The organism is Dysgonomonas hofstadii (assembly GCF_014196915.1).
In the GTDB taxonomy this organism is placed as follows: Bacteria; Bacteroidota; Bacteroidia; order Bacteroidales; family Dysgonomonadaceae; genus Dysgonomonas; species Dysgonomonas hofstadii.
This window is the reverse complement of the sequence record NZ_JACIEP010000012.1, coordinates 91529-110147: the sequence shown is the minus strand read 5'-3', so window position 1 is coordinate 110147 and position 18619 is coordinate 91529. Positions and strand designations below refer to the sequence as shown.

10 protein-coding genes are annotated in these 18619 nt (G+C 39.8%); 6 read left to right on the top strand and 4 right to left on the bottom strand.

The features are described from left to right. Positions 1–2: 2 nt before the first annotated feature. The 6 genes from GGR21_RS15490 (at position 3) to GGR21_RS15465 (ending at position 12225) form a co-directional block, all read left to right on the top strand. Positions 3–1169, top strand: a complete 1167-nt coding sequence (locus GGR21_RS15490) for a heparin lyase I family protein (RefSeq protein WP_183308138.1) — start codon at positions 3–5, stop codon at positions 1167–1169. A gap of 142 nt (positions 1170–1311) precedes the next feature. Beyond that, the gene (locus GGR21_RS15485) at positions 1312–5373 is read left to right on the top strand and encodes a hybrid sensor histidine kinase/response regulator transcription factor (protein ID WP_183308137.1); all 4062 of its coding nucleotides are present in this window, start codon (positions 1312–1314) and stop codon (positions 5371–5373) included. A 186-nt stretch (positions 5374–5559) separates the two neighbouring features. After that, positions 5560–7509 carry a heparin-sulfate lyase HepC gene (hepC, locus tag GGR21_RS15480; protein WP_183308136.1) on the top strand — a complete coding sequence of 650 codons (1950 nt, stop codon included), beginning with the start codon at positions 5560–5562 and terminating at the stop codon, positions 7507–7509. After that, positions 7506–8906: a sulfatase family protein gene (locus GGR21_RS15475; RefSeq protein WP_183308135.1), complete on the top strand. Its 1401-nt coding sequence runs from the start codon at positions 7506–7508 to the stop codon at positions 8904–8906. Before hepC ends, GGR21_RS15475 begins: the two co-directional genes overlap by 4 nt. 7 nt (positions 8907–8913) lie before the next feature. After that, complete coding sequence (locus GGR21_RS15470; protein WP_183308134.1) at positions 8914–10470, top strand: sulfatase family protein; 1557 nt, start codon at positions 8914–8916, stop codon at positions 10468–10470. A gap of 120 nt (positions 10471–10590) precedes the next feature. Beyond that, complete coding sequence (locus tag GGR21_RS15465; protein WP_183308133.1) at positions 10591–12225, top strand: CehA/McbA family metallohydrolase domain-containing protein; 1635 nt, start codon at positions 10591–10593, stop codon at positions 12223–12225. A gap of 232 nt (positions 12226–12457) precedes the next feature. Here GGR21_RS15465 and GGR21_RS15460 read toward each other — a convergent pair whose 3' ends face one another. The 4 genes from GGR21_RS15460 to GGR21_RS15445 all read right to left on the bottom strand — a co-directional run bounded on the left by GGR21_RS15460 (position 12458) and on the right by GGR21_RS15445 (position 18561). Beyond that, positions 12458–13927, bottom strand: coding sequence for a glycoside hydrolase family 125 protein (locus GGR21_RS15460; RefSeq protein ID WP_183308162.1), 1470 nt, complete (start codon positions 13925–13927; stop codon positions 12458–12460). A 468-nt stretch (positions 13928–14395) separates the two neighbouring features. Continuing rightward, entirely contained in the window at positions 14396–15781 is a 1386-nt protein-coding gene (locus tag GGR21_RS15455) for an arylsulfatase B (RefSeq protein ID WP_183308132.1), read from the bottom strand. Then, a complete protein-coding gene (locus GGR21_RS15450; RefSeq protein WP_183308131.1) occupies positions 15778–17169 on the bottom strand; it encodes a sulfatase family protein in 1392 nt (463 codons plus the stop codon). Before GGR21_RS15450 ends, GGR21_RS15455 begins: the two co-directional genes overlap by 4 nt. A 6-nt stretch (positions 17170–17175) precedes the next feature. Further along, positions 17176–18561 (bottom strand): sulfatase family protein, encoded by a 1386-nt coding sequence (locus GGR21_RS15445; RefSeq protein ID WP_183308130.1) that lies wholly within the window; start codon positions 18559–18561, stop codon positions 17176–17178. Positions 18562–18619: the final 58 nt, after the last annotated feature.

Below are 18619 nucleotides of genomic sequence, written 5' to 3'. Positions count from 1 at the left end.
CCATGTCTAGAATAATTGTAGCTATCTTATTTTTGCTTATCTGCCAACTTGTTTCCACCCAGAATAAAGAGTTGATCACAATTACCGAACGGGTAAATGTACAAGCCGATACCGTCCGGGCAGACCAGATTATAAACGATGAATGGGTAGCGGTGGGAACTAAAAAGAAATATGCTATCTGTTACGATTATACATTACCATTTAATGGGGAACCATCATTCCGCTTCGAACTGAAAGAAAATGACAACACCCTCGCCGGATATAGTGAAGGAGAAACAAAAGGCAGAGCCGAATTATCTTATTGTTACGCTACAGCACAAGACTTTAAAGGATTTACGGAAGATGTATTTCTGAATGCTCAGAAGATGAAAACTGTATATCATTACGGCAAAGGTATTTGTGAGCAAGGTAGTCATTGGAAATATACATTTTCTATATATGTGCCTTCAGCATTGCAGAGAGATGTTTCTACAATTTTCGCCCAATGGCACGGCATGCCTGACCGCACATTGGTATCTACACCTGAAGGAATAGTAAAAAAACTTACGGTAACCGAATTCCTCGAGTTATACGACCAGATGATATTCAGGAAGAATATCGCCCACGATATAATAAAAACAGTGAACGAAGATGGTACGACAAGCTATAAAGCCGGCAAGCCTAATGGTTGGCTGATAGAACAGGGTGGATATCCTCCGCTGGCATTTGGTTTTTCAAACGGCTACTTTTACATTAAGGCCAATTCTGACCGGAAATGGCTGACAGATAAAACTGATCGCTGTAATGCCAGTCCGGATAAAGCCAATATTATGCAACCATTGACATCAGAATACAAAGCCTCTACCATTGCATACAAAATGCCCTTCGATGATTTTCCTAAAGATCGCTGGGTCACTTTTATACTAGATATTAAATGGACTAAATACAGTGGTGAATCTGAAAAAATACAAGTTCCCGGAAAATTGGACGTTAAAACATCCTACAACGAGGGTAATAAACTCATAAACAAACATTTGGTAAAAAACGAAACAATACTTATCGGACGAAATGACGACGATGGCTATTATTTCAAATTTGGCATCTACAGAGTAGGAAATAGCACTATTCCTGTTTGCTACAATCTGGCAGGATATAAAGAGGAAAAGTTAAATATTCCGATAAATAATTAAAAGCCCATATTGTTATTCTTATAGAATGTATCTTTATATCTAATATCAATGAATACAGCAAGTTGTATAGTATTCATATAGATAAAAACCTGTACGATTATAATAAATACTGATCGCACATAATATAACGGGGACAAGAAAAATGATAAAAAGAAATCTATCTGTTCTTTTACTTCTCTTGATAGTATTAACAGGAAATGCCTATACAAATAAACGGACTCCACCCATTAAATTCTCGTCATTATCTGTAGAAAACGGACTATCGCAAAGTACTGTATTTGACATTATACAAGATAAAAAAGGATTTCTCTGGATAGCAACAGCCGATGGACTCAACAGATATGATGGATATACCTTCACTGTATACAGGCACGAAAATAATAACCCTAATTCTATACAATCCGATTTTATCCGGAGCCTCTTCATCAACGAAAAGGGAGAACTATGGATCGGTACCAATGCCGGAATCGCATCTTATGACTCAAAAAAAGATATATTCAGTACGTATCCATACAAGGCGCAGATAAACAGCATCATACAATCGTCTACGTCTGATCTGTATCTTGCTACAAGCGAAGGATTACTATCTTATAACATTGATCATAAAACATACAGGATACTTTCTCCAAAAGGGATATTATGCGAAAATTTTCATATACTGGCTAAATATAATGACCTCATACTGATAGGAACAGACAAGGGTCTGTACATGATGAACCCTAAAGACGAAAATATAGTCTTATACAGAAAAGAGTTAGCCAGTAAAAATATAATGGATATCTGTATCGGACGAAAGGGAATATGGATTGCTACTGAAGGGAACGGGCTATATTATATCGCAGATGACGGGAACCTGAAGAATTACAGGAACGACAAAAACGATCCGAACAGTATTTCTTCCGACTTTGTCCGAAGTCTGTGCTTCGATAATCAGCAACGATTATGGGTGGGGACCTTTATCGGACTAAACATTTATGATGAGATTGAAGATACATTCAGCCGTTATTACAGTAATGAAATTGAGAAAAGGTCTATCAACCAAAATTCAGTCCGGACCCTATATTTGGATAACCAGGGAGCGATGTGGCTTGGAACATTCTATGGTGGATTGAATTATCATCATTTGCTGCAAAACCAGTTTGAAAGGATATATCATATTCCCCATATGAATTCTCTGAGTGATAATGTTGTCAGTTGTATCGTAGAAGACAGCCCTTCCGAATTATGGATCGGCACGAACGATAATGGACTGAATCTGTATAATCTGGCGACAAAGAAGTTTACCTATTATACAAAGAATCCGAATAGCAATAATGCGATCTTGTCCAATAACATTAAAGCTGTTTTGGTAGATGGAGATTTTGTTTATATAGGTTCACATGGCGGAGGAATGGGCAAACTTGATAAAAGAACCAACAGAATAAAAAACTATACGAATCAAAATAGTGCTGTGGGAAGTGACAATGTATACTCTTTATCAAAAGACATTCGCGGCAATATCTGGATAGGGACTCTCGAGGGATTGACTATTTATAACCCTCAGAACGACACATTCTCTTCATTTGATTCTTTTTTGCAAGAAAGTAAAAGCAATAAAGAACTTCTGAAGAAGCTGAATAAATCACACATATATGTACTATATCTCGACACTAAACAGCAAATGTGGTTCGGTACGGAAAACGGAGTATATACATACTCTTTTCTCACTAAAGATATAAAAGAATATAACATCGGGATAAAAAACCAGCCCTCTACCAAAAACCGCATATATTGTATTGCCGAAGATAGCCAGAACAGGATATGGATAGGTACAAATCTGGGGCTAAACCGACTTAATGATAACCCGCAGAGTTTTAAGACCATCACAACTGCCGATGGATTGCCAAACAATAATATATATGGTATATTACAAGACAGTTTTGGCAGGCTCTGGCTTAGTACAAACCGGGGACTTGCATGCTACAATCCCAATAGTGAAGAAATAAGGACATATACAATGCTGGACGGATTGCAAGGCGAACAATTCAATAATTACGCCTATTGCAAAACATCATCAGGTGAAATATTTTTCGGAGGGATAAATGGTATAACTGCTTTTTCGCCCGAACACCTCACCGATAATCCATTCACCCCATCCGTAATAATTACCCAGCTATTATTGTTTAACAAACCAGTTATACCCGGAGACAATACCGATATCCTGTCTGAAGATATAAGTGAGACGAAAAAAATCATATTGAAACCCAATCAGACCTCATTTGGATTGTTATTTACCGTACCCAATTATTTATCAGCCCAACACAATACTTTTGCCTATAAGCTCGACGGCTTTGACAATGACTGGACTTATACAGACGACAGACGCATGATATCTTATTCCAACCTGAAACACGGGAAATATACCTTTTATGTAAAGGCGGCAAACAATGCCGGAAAATGGAATGACGAACCAACCATACTGGAAATCGAAATCCTTCCTTATTGGTGGGAAACTGTTTGGGCTAAAACATTATTCATCCTGATAGGACTTATAACCTTATTCCTCTTATTCAAATTTTTCTATAACCGTCAGTTACTGAAAAACCAGCTGGCACTAGAACGCTTGGAAAAAGAAAAAATAGAAGAAGTAAATCAGATGAAACTACGTTTCTTTATCAATATATCGCATGAATTCCGTACTCCACTTACCCTGATTGTATCACCATTGCAGGAAATACAAAGCATGACAAACGACAAGCGGATACTAAATCAGGTAAAAACAATACAGCGGAATTCTAATAAACTGCTGTATCTTGTCAATCAACTGATGGATTATAGACGTGCCGAACTAGGAGTATTCGAATTAAAGGTAGTGGAACAAAATCTTTTACCTCAAGTAGAGAATTCCATGAATTTATTTGAACGTCTGTCTAAACAAAAAAACATCGACTTCATATTAGAAGATGAGCTAAGAAACAAACCCGCTTTGTATGACCCTCATTATCTAGACCTTATCCTATCCAATTTATTATCCAATGCTTTCAAATTCACACCGGATAACGGATCGATCATTATCAATCTAAAATTTGCGGACAACAACTTTATACTGTCCGTAAAAGATACCGGAATAGGTATATCTCCCGAGTATCAGGCACGGATATTCGAACGTTTTTATCAGGTGAATTCCGATAACATTGGTACGGGAATCGGGCTTTCTTTAGTAAAGCGTCTTGTCGATCTGCACCATGGACATATTACAGTAGAAAGTGTACCGGGAAAAAGCTCTGAATTCACCGTCTTTTTCCCTCAAGATAAAGAACTTTATTCACAAAATGAGCTATCAGATATCCACAAGGACGATGTGCTCAAAAACACTTTCAGAGACGATGTAGATATTGTGCGTCTACTGAAAGAAAATGACAGGGAAGTTGATTTACAAGAAGAAATAAGCGAGAATAAGCCATCTCTACTGATAATAGAAGACGATCTCGATGTCAGGAATTACCTCGTTGACAACTTCCGACCATCGGCTAATGTACTTGCTGTTGCCGATGGTGAAGAAGGACTGAAACTTATCAAGGAGAATAAAATCGATCTGGTTATAACTGACCTCATGCTGCCGGGTATCGACGGACTGAAGGTCTGTAAAAGTATCAAACAGAATATACGCACCAGCCACATTCCCGTCATTATGCTTACGGCAAAGACTAACCAGCAGGACCAGATAGAAGGACTATCTGTAGGTGCCGACGATTATGTATACAAACCGTTCAATATCTCCATATTGAAAATGAAAGTACATAATATGATTAAATCCCGGGCACGTACACTCGAACATTATTCCAATTCGCTGGATGTTGATCCGCAAATGATTACATTCAATGAAATGGATAAGGAGTTTCTGGAAAAAGCAAAATCAATAGTTGAACAAAACCTTGATAATATAGATTTCTCTGTTGATGATTTTTGTGCTCAAATGGCAATGAGCCGTTCAAACCTTCATCTGAAAATGAAAGCAATAACAGGCGAATCAACTATCGAATTCATTAAGAAGATAAGATTCAGCCACGCCTGTAATCTACTGAAAGAAGGAAGATATTCCATAGCCGAAATCAGTGTGATGGTAGGTTTTAATACACCCTCATATTTTACTTCCAGCTTTAAGAAGTATTTCGGAATATTGCCTACAGAATATGTCAAAGACATAAAGAAAACTGATAAATAAACAATATTAATCTTTTTTGAGATAAAATTAATATCCACTGGCACCGTATTCCTATAATATAAGACATATCTGAAAGTCCATCCGGTATATATTGCATAATATTGCTATGCTGAATAATTTCATTTCTATAATGAATGGATAGTATATGCAATAGCAATATGAATTTATACCTAAAATTAAAAATATATGAAAAAACTGTCTCTTACTCTCCTCCTTATTTTCATTACTTGTTTTTCAAAAGCTCAAGAGCTAAACAAGGAAGTATTTAATGTCGTTAATCTCAATTATCCCGGACTGGAAACAGTCAAAGACCTGCATAATAAAGGAAAAGATAAAGAAGCTGTTTCCGCTTTATTAGATTATTATCGTAACCGCAAAGGGATCAACCATCCGGATATTGACCTCAATAATGTGAAAATCTCGAGGGAAGAACAGAAATGGGCCGACGATGGACTTAAACATGTTTTTTTTGTACACAAAGGATATCAACCATCCTTCTCTTATGGTGACGATATCGACTGGAAGTACTGGCCTGTGAAAGACAATGAACTGCGGTGGCAACTACACCGAACCAAGTGGTGGCAGCCTATGGGTAAAGCTTATTACCTGTCGAAAGATGAGAAATATGCCAATGAATGGATACATCAATATATGGACTGGATAAAGAAAAACCCGTTGGCCGATGAAAAAACGGATGAAAATGTGAAATTTGCATGGCGTCCGCTCGAAGTAAGCCATCGTTTACAAGATCAGACAATTCAGTTTCTTCTGTTTCTCAATTCTCCCGGCTTCACCCCGGAATTTCTATCCGGATTTCTTGTTAATTATAACAAACATGCCGAGCATATTCTAAATAATTATTCAGATCAGGGAAATCACCTTTTGTTCGAAGCCCAACGCGAACTGTATGCTGGCGTGCTTTTCCCGGAAATGAAAAATGCACCTGTATGGAGAAAAAGCGGAATAGATATCCTTAACCGTGAAATTAAATTACAGGTATATGAAGATGGCATGCAATACGAGCTTGATCCTCACTACCATCTGGCGACAATCAATATTTTTGCCAAAGCTATCAGCATAGCCGATGCTAACGGATTCAGGAACGAATTTCCTCAATCTTATCTCGATACAGTGGAAAAAATGATTATGGTTGTACTCAATACATATTTTCCTGATTATACTAACCCTATGTTCAGCGATGCCAAACTCGACGATAAAAAATCCATGATCAGGAACTATAAGGGTTGGGCAAAGATATTTCCAGCTAATAAGGCTATAAGATATATGGCATCCGATCGTAAAAAGGGAACGCCTCCCAGCAATCTGTCTATTGCATTCAGGCCATCCGGCTTTTATGTTTTCCGCAATGGCTGGACAGAAGAAGCAACCCAAATGACACTCAAAGCAGGCCCCCCTGCCTTCTGGCATTGTCAGCCGGATAACGGAACTTTCGAATTATATATTAAAGGACGCAATTTCTTCCCCGATGCAGGAAGTTACGTATATGGCGGGGATAAAGAAGTATTAAAAGAGCGCGATTGGTTCCGCCAGACAATGGTACATAAGACATTAACATTGAATAATGCAAATCTGGATAGCACAGATACCAAATGCCTGTTGTGGCAACCAAATCCTGATTTAGATAAACTGGTTCTCGAAAATCCGAGTTATAAAGGGCTTACACACCGCCGTTCTGTATTTTTTGTCGATCAAAAGTTTTTCGTAATAGTAGATGAAGCCTATGGTAATTCGACAGGAGATGTAGCCATACATTATCAAATGTGCGAAGGAAAAGTCAACATAATAAAAGAACAACTATCGGCAACAACAGAATTCGACGATAAAAACAATGTGCTGGTACAATGTTTTTCCGCGCAACAAACAAAAATGACAAAAGAAGAAGGATGGGTATCATACGCATATCGCCATAAGGCTAAACGTGAAGCATATGCATTTGTTACTGACAAACAAGATAACAATCCTGTCCGCTTAATTACTGTCATAATGCCGATAGAATCTCAAAAATCGGCACCGCAGATAAAAGCCTCATTCGACAATAAGAAATTCGACAATAAAGGCCTGAAAATAAGAGTAGAAGTAGACAAAAAGAAATACGACCTGAATTATACTCTATGAAAAAAAACAACCTGGCTGTAGCTTCATCCTTGTTGGCCGGAGGGCTGAGCATCATATCTGCACAATCGGCCCAAGCTTTTTCTTTCGAAAAGCAGGCAAAAGATAAGCCGGACATTATATTGATCATTACCGATCAGCAAACCGCATCAGCGATGAGCTGTGCAGGCAATCCTTATGTGAATACTCCGGGAATGGATATGCTGGCACAGGATGGAATCCGCTTTAGCCGTTCTTATGTAACATACCCGCTTAGCGGCCCCTCACGGGCAAGTCTGATAACAGGACGCATGCCCGTCGAAATAGGAGTGAAGGATAATGGCGGCAGAATTCCGGATAGGGATATGCAGAATAGTCTGGGCTTTGTCATATCGCAATCTGGATACGATTGTCTGTATGCAGGCAAGTGGCATGCCCCCGCCGAAGTGAATATACCCGAAACCGGAACAGGGTTTAAAAAAATTTGCAACGTGAACGATCCTACACTGGTAGACAGCTGTATACCATATATTGAAAAAAAGAGAGAAAATTCACTGTTTCTGGTAGCTTCTTTTCTAAATCCCCACGAGATATGTGAGTACGCCCGTGACGAAGCATTACACTATGGTCGTTTGTCAGAACCCAACATATCCGAATGTCCTCCATTACCTTATAATGCTGTGATTCCCGCCTATTACCCGGAAGCTATAACTCTGCACAGGCAGTGGGTTCCCAAGTCCTACCCCACCGGATTATACTCCGATGACGACTGGCGACGCTACCTCTTTGCTTACTACCGCCTTGTGGAAAGGGTGGACAGGGAAATTGTCAGGCTTATTAATGAATTAAAAAAGAATGGTTTATATGATAGCAGCCTAATCATCTTTGTAAGTGACCACGGTGATGGAGCAGCCGCCCACAGGGGAAACCAGAAACGGGTATTGCAGGAAGAGATTATCCGGGTACCGTTTATTGTAAAACCACCCAACAGAAAGACGAAAAGAATAGTGAACGATGATGCCCTCATCAGTATCAATCTGGATATTTACCAGACCATATGCGATTATGCCGGTGCCGGAGAAAATAAGGAAATGAAAGGTAAGAGCCTGCGCCACCTGATTGATGGTAAGATCAATACCCATCACGATGAAGTTTACGTAGAGACAATGCTGGATGGTATCGACACCAGAGGCTGGAGCGTTGTGTCCAAGGACTTTAAATATACGCTTTACCGGTATTATAAGAATAAAGAGCAACTCTCCGACCTCACAAAAGACCCTTATGAAATGCAAAATCTGGCTGTAGATAAGAGATATGATGAAACACTTCTGGCTATGCGTAGAAAACTATACGATTGGGGAATAAAGACGAATGACAAGATGTTAACCAGATTGCTGAAAAACGAACTGGACAATAAATAATCTGTTTATGAAACCATATAATCCATTTCTTTTATTTGTTCCCTTAGCTTTTTTCGCCTGTAAGGAAAAACCACAGGAGCAAAAAAAGCCAAATATCCTGTTCATAATGACGGATGATCATACAACACAGGTGATCAGCGCCTATGGTGGAAAACTGGTTAAAACTCCGAATATCGATCGCATTGCCAATGAAGGAATCCGTTTCGATAACTGCTACGCTACAAATGCACTATCCGGTCCTTCACGGGCATGCATACTAACCGGAAAATTCGGCCATATAAACGGATTTACCGATAATGCCAAAACTTTTGACGGCAGCCAAGAGACTTTTCCTAAGTTATTACAACAAAACGGTTATCAGACAGCTATTGTTGGGAAATGGCATTTGATCTCCGAACCGCAAGGTTTCGATTTCTGGAGTATCTTATCCGGACAACACGAACAAGGCGACTATTACAATCCGGATTTTATAGAGAACGGGCAGCTCATTCAGGAACAAGGATATGTAACTGATATAATCACTGACAAGGCGATTCATTATATCAAAGACAGGGATTCTTCCAAACCTTTTGCACTGATGGTACACCATAAGGCGCCACACCGCAACTGGATGCCGGCGGAAAGGCATCTGGGTGTTTTTAATGATTCTGTATTTCCCGAACCAGATAATCTTTTCGACGATTATAAGACCCGTAGCATGGCTCCTAAAGAACAGGATATGTCAATTGCCAAAACTTTGACGAATTATTGGGATCTGAAACTGGCCACTGCAAAAGAACTAGAAAAAGAAGATTTTCCGGATAAGCGCTTCAAAGGTGTATATGCCCGCATGCCGCAGCCGGCGAAGGATAAATGGAACAAAGTGTATGCCGGAAGGATTACGGAATACCGTAGCCAGAATATGACAGGTAAGGATCTTGTCAGCTGGAAATACCAGCAATATATGCGCGACTATCTGGCGACTACGCTAGCTGTAGATGAAGGCATCGGCAAAATATTGAAATACCTGGAAGAGATAGGTGAACTGGATAATACAATCATAATTTATACATCCGACCAGGGATTCTTCTTAGGCGAACACGGTTTCTTCGATAAGCGTTTCATGTACGAAGAATGTCAGCGAATGCCTCTCGTCATGCGTTATCCTAAAATGATAGAAGCCGGAAGCGTAACTTCGGCAATGAGTATGAATGTGGATTTTGCTCCTACATTTCTTGACATAGCAGGTATCGACATCCCTTCCGAAATACAAGGCAGGTCGCTATTATCTGTTTTGTCGCATAAAGGACAGACACCGGAGGACTGGAGAGAATCAGTTTACTACCATTATTTTGAATACCCGGCCGAACATAGTGTGAAAAGGCATTACGGAATACGGACAAACAGATACAAACTAATTCATTTCTACAACGATATAGACGAATGGGAGATGTATGACTTGCTGAACGATCCTAAAGAGATGAACAATCTCTATGATCAGCCGGAGTATATGAAACTACAACAAAAACTAACAGATATTCTGATCCATAACCGTGAATTATACAAAGACGACATCAACCAATAGTCAATAATTCATTGGATTAACTTGGTGGTAAGGAAATAAAACATATAAAATACATAAAGCTTGTCAGCTTTTAAAGTTGATGCACTCCAATAACAATAAAAAATTAATACCAATATAATCATGAACAGACGTAAATTCATAAGAAGTGCGGGGATTACCCTGGCAGGAATAGCCGCTGGAGGTAGTGTTTTACAAAATACAGCGAAAGCGATGTCAAATAAGAATTTCAGACAAACCCTAGCTAATGATAGCAAACTAAAAGTATACTGGGGAGACATTCACAACCATTGCAACCTTACTTATGGTCATGGTGGAATGCAGGAAGCCTTCGAAGCAGCCAGACAGCAACTGGATTTTGTATCGATCACCCCACATGCTATGTGGCCCGATATTCCGGGAAAAAACGATCCACGTCTCGAATGGGTTATTGAATATCACGAAAGTGCATTCCGCCGTTTGCGTACAGGGGGGTGGGATAAATATGTAAAAATGACCACCGATTATAATAAGGAAAAGGAGTTCCTCACATTCCTCACATACGAATGTCATAGTATGGAACATGGAGATCATGTAGTGTTGAATTACAACCTGAATGCTCCGCTAGTAGAGTGTACTTCTGTAGAAGACCTTAAACAAAAACTAAAAGGAACGAAGACTTTCATTACCCCACATCATATGGGGTATCAGGAAGGATATAGGGGCTATAACTGGAAACATTTTTCGGAAGGAGATCAAACTCCTTTTGTGGAAATGTATTCACGTCACGGATTAGCAGAAAGTGATCTTGGAGATTATCCTTATCTGCATGATATGGGCCCTCGTCATTGGGAAGGGACTATTATGTACGGACTGAACCAGGGACACAAATTCGGAATAATGGGCTCTACCGACCAGCATGCAGGTTATCCTGGCAGTTATGGTGACGGCCGTATCGGAGTATTGGCTACTGAACTGACACGCGAGGCCATCTGGAATGCTCTTAAGAACAGGAAAGTCTGTTGTGCCACAGGCGACAAGATAATGATTGACTTCCGTATCAATGATGCAACGATGGGAGATGTGATCAAGGGAAACAAACGTCATATCTACTTAAATGTGATAGGAGAAAGTGCGATTGACTACATTGATATCGTAAAAAACGGACAAACAACCGGGCGTATCAGCGGACCACTTATTCCATTAATGCCGTCAGAGGATATTGTGAGGGCTAAGGTTAAGTTCGAATTCGGATGGAACCGTTTTGACGAACCTGTGAAATGGGAAGGAACTATCAAAGTTAGTGAAGGTACAGTAAACGAGGTTACTCCTTGTTTCAGGGGTGCACCTTATACAGCCCCGGTTAAAGGTATCAAAGAAAGCCCGACACTGGTTAACCGCATACTTCAGAAAAATGGAAAAGGTGTGCAACTGGAAATGTATTCAACCAAAAACCCAAATACTACCACAGCATCTACCCAGGCAGTAATAATGGATGTAACGATGCAAAAATCGGGTAAACTGATGCTCAATTTCAATGATCAGCACCTTGAATACACACTAAATGAGTTGCTTGCAGGTACAAAAACTCATTTTATGAACGGATGGCTGAGCGAAGCTATCCAGTCCCACAGGGCAATCCCTGTCTCGGCATTTGTATTCGAACATTTTATGACAGATGATAAACCTGAAAAAGATACGGATTACTATTATATCCGGATTCGGCAAAGAGATAACCAATGGGCATGGAGTTCTCCTATCTGGGTTGAGAAAGCCTGATGAAACTTATAACCAAATTGAGTGGCAGAAAAACCTTATTAATGTAATTAATTTGTTATATAAACTTAATCCGATAAATCTGCATAAAATGAGAGTACTTCAAGTAAAAAGTACTCTCAAATTTTTATAGATATCAAATATATTCACTTAACTATTTCAATTCCTGCCTATTCTTTGGATGAAAAATTGTAAAAACAAATCCCTGACTGATCCCGATAGACGTACGATAAGTCTATTTAATACTATTTAGCAGATCGAGCTTACCTTCGTTGGCTAGCTTGGATATTAATTCTCCAAAGAGAGTATTCTGCCAGGCAAACCAGGCTCGTGTAAATTTTTTCGGATTATTCACGTTGAAAGATTCATGCATAAATCCGGTATCGGCATCTGTATCCATCAACATTTTGATGCACCATTTGATTTCATCATCGTCCTGGCTGGTAAATGACTTCATCATAATACTCATAGGCCATGCCATATCATAACCAATATGAGGTCCACCAATACCTTCACCTGCTGTTCCACGGAAAAAATAAGGATTATCCGTGCTCCAAACAAACCGGCGTGTATTCTGATAGATAGGATCATTTACATCCACATCTCCCAGATAAGGCATTGCGAGTAGACTTGGAACATTTGCATCGTCCATTAGCAACTGATTACCATAACCATCAACTTCGAAAGCATAGATCATTCCATATTTAGGGTGATTGTAAGTTGCATATTTTTTCAGGGCTTCTTCTACCTCCTTAGCCAAATCCAGACACTCTTTTACCAATGCCTCTTTTTTATTTACAGATTGAAGTATTTCGGCGGCTTTGCGTAAAGAACTTACTGCAAAGAAATTTGAAGGCACCAAAAATTGTAAAGTCGTTGCATCATCCGACGGGCGGAAAGAGGAAACTATCAAACCAACCGGTTTAACTGGCGCTCCCATACCGTTGTTATTCACCGTATCAAGGGCACGTTCGGTTTTCCGTTGGAAAAGATATGGGCCAACACCGTCTTTGCGTTGCTGTTCTTTGAATGTTTTAAGTATATTTTGTATAGCCTGTAACCATTCGTCAGAGAAAACACTGGTATCTCCCGTTGTTTTCCAATAATGGTATGCCAGGCGAATAGGATAACAATGCGAATCTATTTCCCACTTGCGTTCATGAACACCGGGTTTCATTTTTGTAATATCAGACTTCCAGTGTCCGACTTGGTTGGTATCTGTATAAAATGCATTCGCATAAGGATCCAGATTGATCGAACTGAACTGACGTAAAATTACACCTGCCAGCATTTCTTTCAGTCCGGGGTCTTCGTTGGCCAATCGGACATAAGGCCATACCTGAGCTCCAGAGTCTCTGAGCCACATAGCATGGATGTCTCCTGTATAGACACTTGTATCGGGTTTACCATTCTTTTTTGCAAAACGAACAGTAGTATCAAGCGTATTAGGAAAACAATTTTCGAACATCCAACGCAACTTTGGATTATGCAACAATGCTTTGATTCTGTTCAGCTCCTTTTCTATTGCTTCCGACCGAAACAGACGTTTTTCTTTGGCCGGACGTTTACTAACATAATCTATCTGTTGAATTGCTGTATTGTCTGAAACTATAGCAACCAGATCTTGATTTAATTGATTAATCTCTTTCGGAACTGTATTTGCCCCCCCAGACACACAAATTAATAATGTGCTGACAAGTAACATATACTCTCTCTTTACTAAAAATAAGGTTTTCATTGTAAGCTATTTATATTTTTCAGATTAATTATAGTTTAAGTATTAATGGTTGTTCTGATCAATCACAGGAGCGAAGCGTATGTAAATTGTTAAAAGTTGACAAAGTTGACACATTTTTTAGTTTTTAATTTTCTTTTTGTCATCCTGAGGAACGAAGGATCTCTTTCTTAGATGCTTCGCTTCGCTCCAACATGACAGAGTACAAAACCTGACAAACAACGTTCGGCAGAGCAAAGCGGAGCCAATTAGCTACTCTACGTTCCGCTGAACATTGTTTCTTACACATTTTATTTTCTTTATTTTTCATCTCTTTCATTGCCATATTGGCATATTACCGCATTCGCTCATTGTTTTCCTCATAGATAAAGATATTTTCTAAAAATGCAGATTTTAACTATTGATTTGCATTAAGAACAGGACTTAACTTTATTCCATTTATGGCTTGACTACTTTCCACTCATGCGGTGCTATAAAACCGTCTTTACCGTATCCATAAGGCAACTCTTTTACAGAAGGAGTAATAGTATCGTATGACATTATATATTTCTTAAGCCTGTCGGCCTCTTTTTTATGACCTGCGATATGGCTTGTACTTTCATATTTATCATCAGGATAATAGTTCAGGAAGTCTTCTTTCAGCTTCATACTTTTATTCTCTCCTGCCAGAATCATTTTATAGTTACTATTCACAGCAGCACCAACTCCAAGATACATGTCCCGTTCTATTTTTTTCTCTTTTCCGTTAAGCACCGAGAAAATACTAATACCATCATAAGGTCTTTGAGGTTTTCCCTCTACACCGATAATGTCAGCAATAGTAGGCAGCATATCCACAAAACCCGTTACCTGCTCTATTTTACGACTGTTTTTGAAGCCTTTGGCCCAATAGATTGCAGCGGGAACACGTACTCCCCCATCCCACTCCGATCCCTTGTTGCCTCTAAGAGGCAAACTGGTTGATCCGGTCTGTAAGTTAGGTACAGCTCCATTATCACTCATGAATAATATGATCGTATTATCCAGATCGCCCGATTTTTCCAAAGCTGCGAGTATCTTCCCTATTCCCTTATCCATACGGGTTACCATCGCACGATATGTATATCCGTTTTTATCTTTTTTATTCAAAGCCTTGAATTCCTCAGGGGAAATATGTTCTGCTATTTCATCCTCGGGTGCCTGATATGGGCTATGAGGTGCATTATATGCTATGTAGAGAAAATAAGGTCCTTTCTTTGAATACTGTTCTATACAATTCAATGCTTCATCAGTTATCAGATCGGTAGAGTAGCCTTTAGCATAACTCGGCTCCCAGTTACGATGCCAATCGAGTTCTCCCTCACGATGATGAGAGAAATAGTCTATTGCCCCGTTCAGGCAGCCATAGAAATGTGTAAATCCTCTATTCAGCGGATAATGCACTTTCCTGCCATGTCCCAGATGCCATTTTCCGATCATTGCCCTGTTCAGATAACCGTTTTCGGAAAGGACGTTGGCTATAGTCACTTCATTTTCATCCAACCCGTAGTCCCTCCAGGGAGGTATCACTGTTTTACGTATCCCGAAACGACTTGGATAACGTCCGGTCATCAGCCCTGCACGAGTCGGAGAACTAACGGGAGCTGTATAAAAACGGTCTAGTTCTATACCTTGTCTAGCTATACGATCAATATTCGGTGTTTTTATAATACTCCCATGAAAGCTCACATCGCCCCACCCCAAATCGTCAGCTACAATAAAAATAACATTGGGTTTTTCATGGGCTGCAAGGGTGCCTGTAAAAGCGAGAGACAAAACACCCAGATAAGGTAAGTGATTTTTCATAATTGATTCTTTTCAGGAGTTAAACGTTTAGCCCACCACTCAAGCAATGCTTTACTCAATTCTTTTACCACTTTAGGATTACTCTCGGCTACATTCATGGCTTCATTTTCATCTTTGGCCATATTATATAACTCAATCTGAGTTCCATCACTATTCATCAGCAGTTTCCAGTTGCCCCGCCTTAGTGCTAAGTGAGGACTCCTGTTAGCCCCTTTTAGCTGGGCAAAATATTTATTACGTCCAAAGTCCCACATCATATCTTTCTTCCTTTTTTGAGGTTTCCCGATAAGAACTTTACTCATATCTTCCCCAGCCCATGAATGTCCCTTTGGAAGATTAGCTCCGGCAATTTTACATAAAGAAGGCAATAAGTCCGCGGCAAAAATCAGACTCGTTTTATCAATCTCTCCGGCTTTTACCTTATCAGGCCAGCGAACCATAAACGGCATGCGGATACCTCCTTCATACAGACTGTTCTTTGTGCCTCTAAGGCCATTCGCGCGTATCTGTTTAAAACTGGGGGCAGGGCCGTTATCACTGGTAAATATCACTATCGTGTTTTTATCTATACCTAACTTTTTCAGACCTTCCATCAGGCGTCCCATCTGAATATCATATTCAATCAGTACTTCATGAAAATTAGGCTGAGATTCCCATGTCTTGCGTTTACCTACCGCTTCTTCATCTTGTACCCATGGGGTATGCATATCATCGGGCCATAAATTCACAAAACAAGGTTCTCCTTTATGACGGGAAAGGAAATCGAGCGTTTTATCTACAAAATAAGCTGTCCGGCTCCATCTTTTCACCTCATCTTTATCACTCCATATCCAGTTCGAACCGGTTATGACCGGATCTGGATCAGGACTTTCCCATGTGGAAATATATTCATCGAATCCATATTCAGTGATTTGCGGAGCATTCTTAACGTCACGTCCCCCTCCCATATGCCATTTACCAAAATGCCCTGTATTATATCCGGCATCTTTTAATATCCGTGCCATAGATGGAGCCGATGTACTTAAATAGTCAAATTGTTCGCAGTTAGAATTGTGTTTCTTATCCGAAAGATAGGTGTTGATACCCCATTGCAGAGGGAACATGCCCGTGGTAAGCCCAACCCGTGAAGCAGAACTAACCGGTGCAGCTGAATAATAATTATTGATTATCAGACCTTCCGAAGCAATCTGATCTAAATTAGGTGTCTTAGTCCAGCCGGTGTTATAGCATGACAGGTCACCTATACCCATATCATCGGTGTAGATTATTAGGATATTAGGTTTTTCTTCATTGGTATACGTATCTCTTGCTAAAGCAGGAACTGAAGCAATCAATCCGCTGCTCATGAAGCTAAGGCCGGTCAATAATTTACTCTTATTTATATTCATTTTGTCTCATTTTTGGTTTCTCCACTGGTGTTTTTTCGCTTCCAGTTCTGTTTCCTGTCCTTTATCCCCCTGGCTCTTCATCCATGTTTGTAGCTTATTTTTCAGCCTGCTTCTTACTTTATCATAAGATTTATTTTCCGCCAGATTATTCATTTGAAAAGGGTCGGCAATCACATCATATAGCTCTTCCGCAGGGCGATGCTGATATATCTCTACTCTTTGTTGAGCAAATTTGTCTTGCTCTGCTACTTTATTCCAGGATGTCCACAGCTTGCTGCCTTTGGCAGTTACTACATTTTTAAATTCCGCATCAGGGGTAAGATTGTTGATATACAGATATTGGACATCCCGCACCGAACGGCTTCCGTAATATTCAGAACCGGCATGGATACCTCTGGTTGTTTGTATTCCGTAAACGTATTCTTTATGTTCCTTTTTCTTGCCCTGCAGTATTGGTAAAAAACTTTTACCATCCAGACCGGAAAGCGTCTTACCTGTGGCAATATCAACAAGTGTAGGCGTTACATCGACATATTCACACATAGCATCAACTGTCGTGGACGGCTCAATTACTCCTTTCCAACGTACGATGAAACCTGTTTGCAGTCCGGCATCATAACATGTCCATTTCGCAAAAGGAAATTGATGTCCCTGTTCGCTGGTGAATATAAATATAGTATTATCTGTTAGCCCGTATTTTTCTAAGAGTTTCTCCACTGCTCCCAAATCATTATCCAGCTGGTTAATTTCAGCCAGATAATTAGCATACTGTTTTCTTAAAACCTCTGTATCGACTAAATTAGGTGGTAATGTCAGGTTCTTTGGATTAAACAGAGACTGATCGCCCCGGGTCCACGGCGAATGAGCATCATTCGATGCTACATACAAAAAGAATGGCTCCTCTTTTTTTGCCGCATCGGCTATAAACGGTTCGATAAGTTGTGTATCTACATCGGTCTTTGTACCCAGATATTCGAAAGGAAACGACTCCTCGGGATTGATATGCCTTTTTCCCTGTAAAGCAACTCGGTAACCTGCTTCTTTCAGATAATACGGAAGCGTTTTCACTCCATCGTTAATAAACGTGTGATTGGGATAAGCTCCCGATTTAACAGGGTACAGACCAGTTAACAGGCAGTGCCGTGTAGGGGAACTCATTGCTGTAGCCTGAAAGAAACTATTAAATTTCATCCCCTGCTCCGCTAAACGGTCAATATTGGGAGTAATAGCATCGGGGCTTCCGTAACATCCAAAATCGCCCCTGCGGCAATCATCAGATATCATAAGTACGATATTAGGCCGGGATTTCTGTGGGGGATTACCTGCAAGAGCATTACTGCCAACTATCCCAGTAAGAGTAATCGGGAAAAGATATAAGCTTTGATTTTTCATGATATTTCAGCTTTTATAATAGTTTCTTTTATTCTTATTTTTTAGGCCTCTACGATAT

Coding starts and splice junctions, on each gene's coding strand:
- GGR21_RS15460 (WP_183308162.1), bottom strand. CDS start 13,927: ATGTTACTTGTCAGCACATTATTAATTTGTGTGTCTGGGGGGGCAAAT.
- hepC (WP_183308136.1), top strand. CDS start 5,560: ATGAAAAAACTGTCTCTTACTCTCCTCCTTATTTTCATTACTTGTTTT.
- GGR21_RS15450 (WP_183308131.1), bottom strand. CDS start 17,169: ATGAATATAAATAAGAGTAAATTATTGACCGGCCTTAGCTTCATGAGC.
- GGR21_RS15465 (WP_183308133.1), top strand. CDS start 10,591: ATGAACAGACGTAAATTCATAAGAAGTGCGGGGATTACCCTGGCAGGA.
- GGR21_RS15485 (WP_183308137.1), top strand. CDS start 1,312: ATGATAAAAAGAAATCTATCTGTTCTTTTACTTCTCTTGATAGTATTA.
- GGR21_RS15475 (WP_183308135.1), top strand. CDS start 7,506: ATGAAAAAAAACAACCTGGCTGTAGCTTCATCCTTGTTGGCCGGAGGG.
- GGR21_RS15455 (WP_183308132.1), bottom strand. CDS start 15,781: ATGAAAAATCACTTACCTTATCTGGGTGTTTTGTCTCTCGCTTTTACA.
- GGR21_RS15445 (WP_183308130.1), bottom strand. CDS start 18,561: ATGAAAAATCAAAGCTTATATCTTTTCCCGATTACTCTTACTGGGATA.
- GGR21_RS15490 (WP_183308138.1), top strand. CDS start 3: ATGTCTAGAATAATTGTAGCTATCTTATTTTTGCTTATCTGCCAACTT.
- GGR21_RS15470 (WP_183308134.1), top strand. CDS start 8,914: ATGAAACCATATAATCCATTTCTTTTATTTGTTCCCTTAGCTTTTTTC.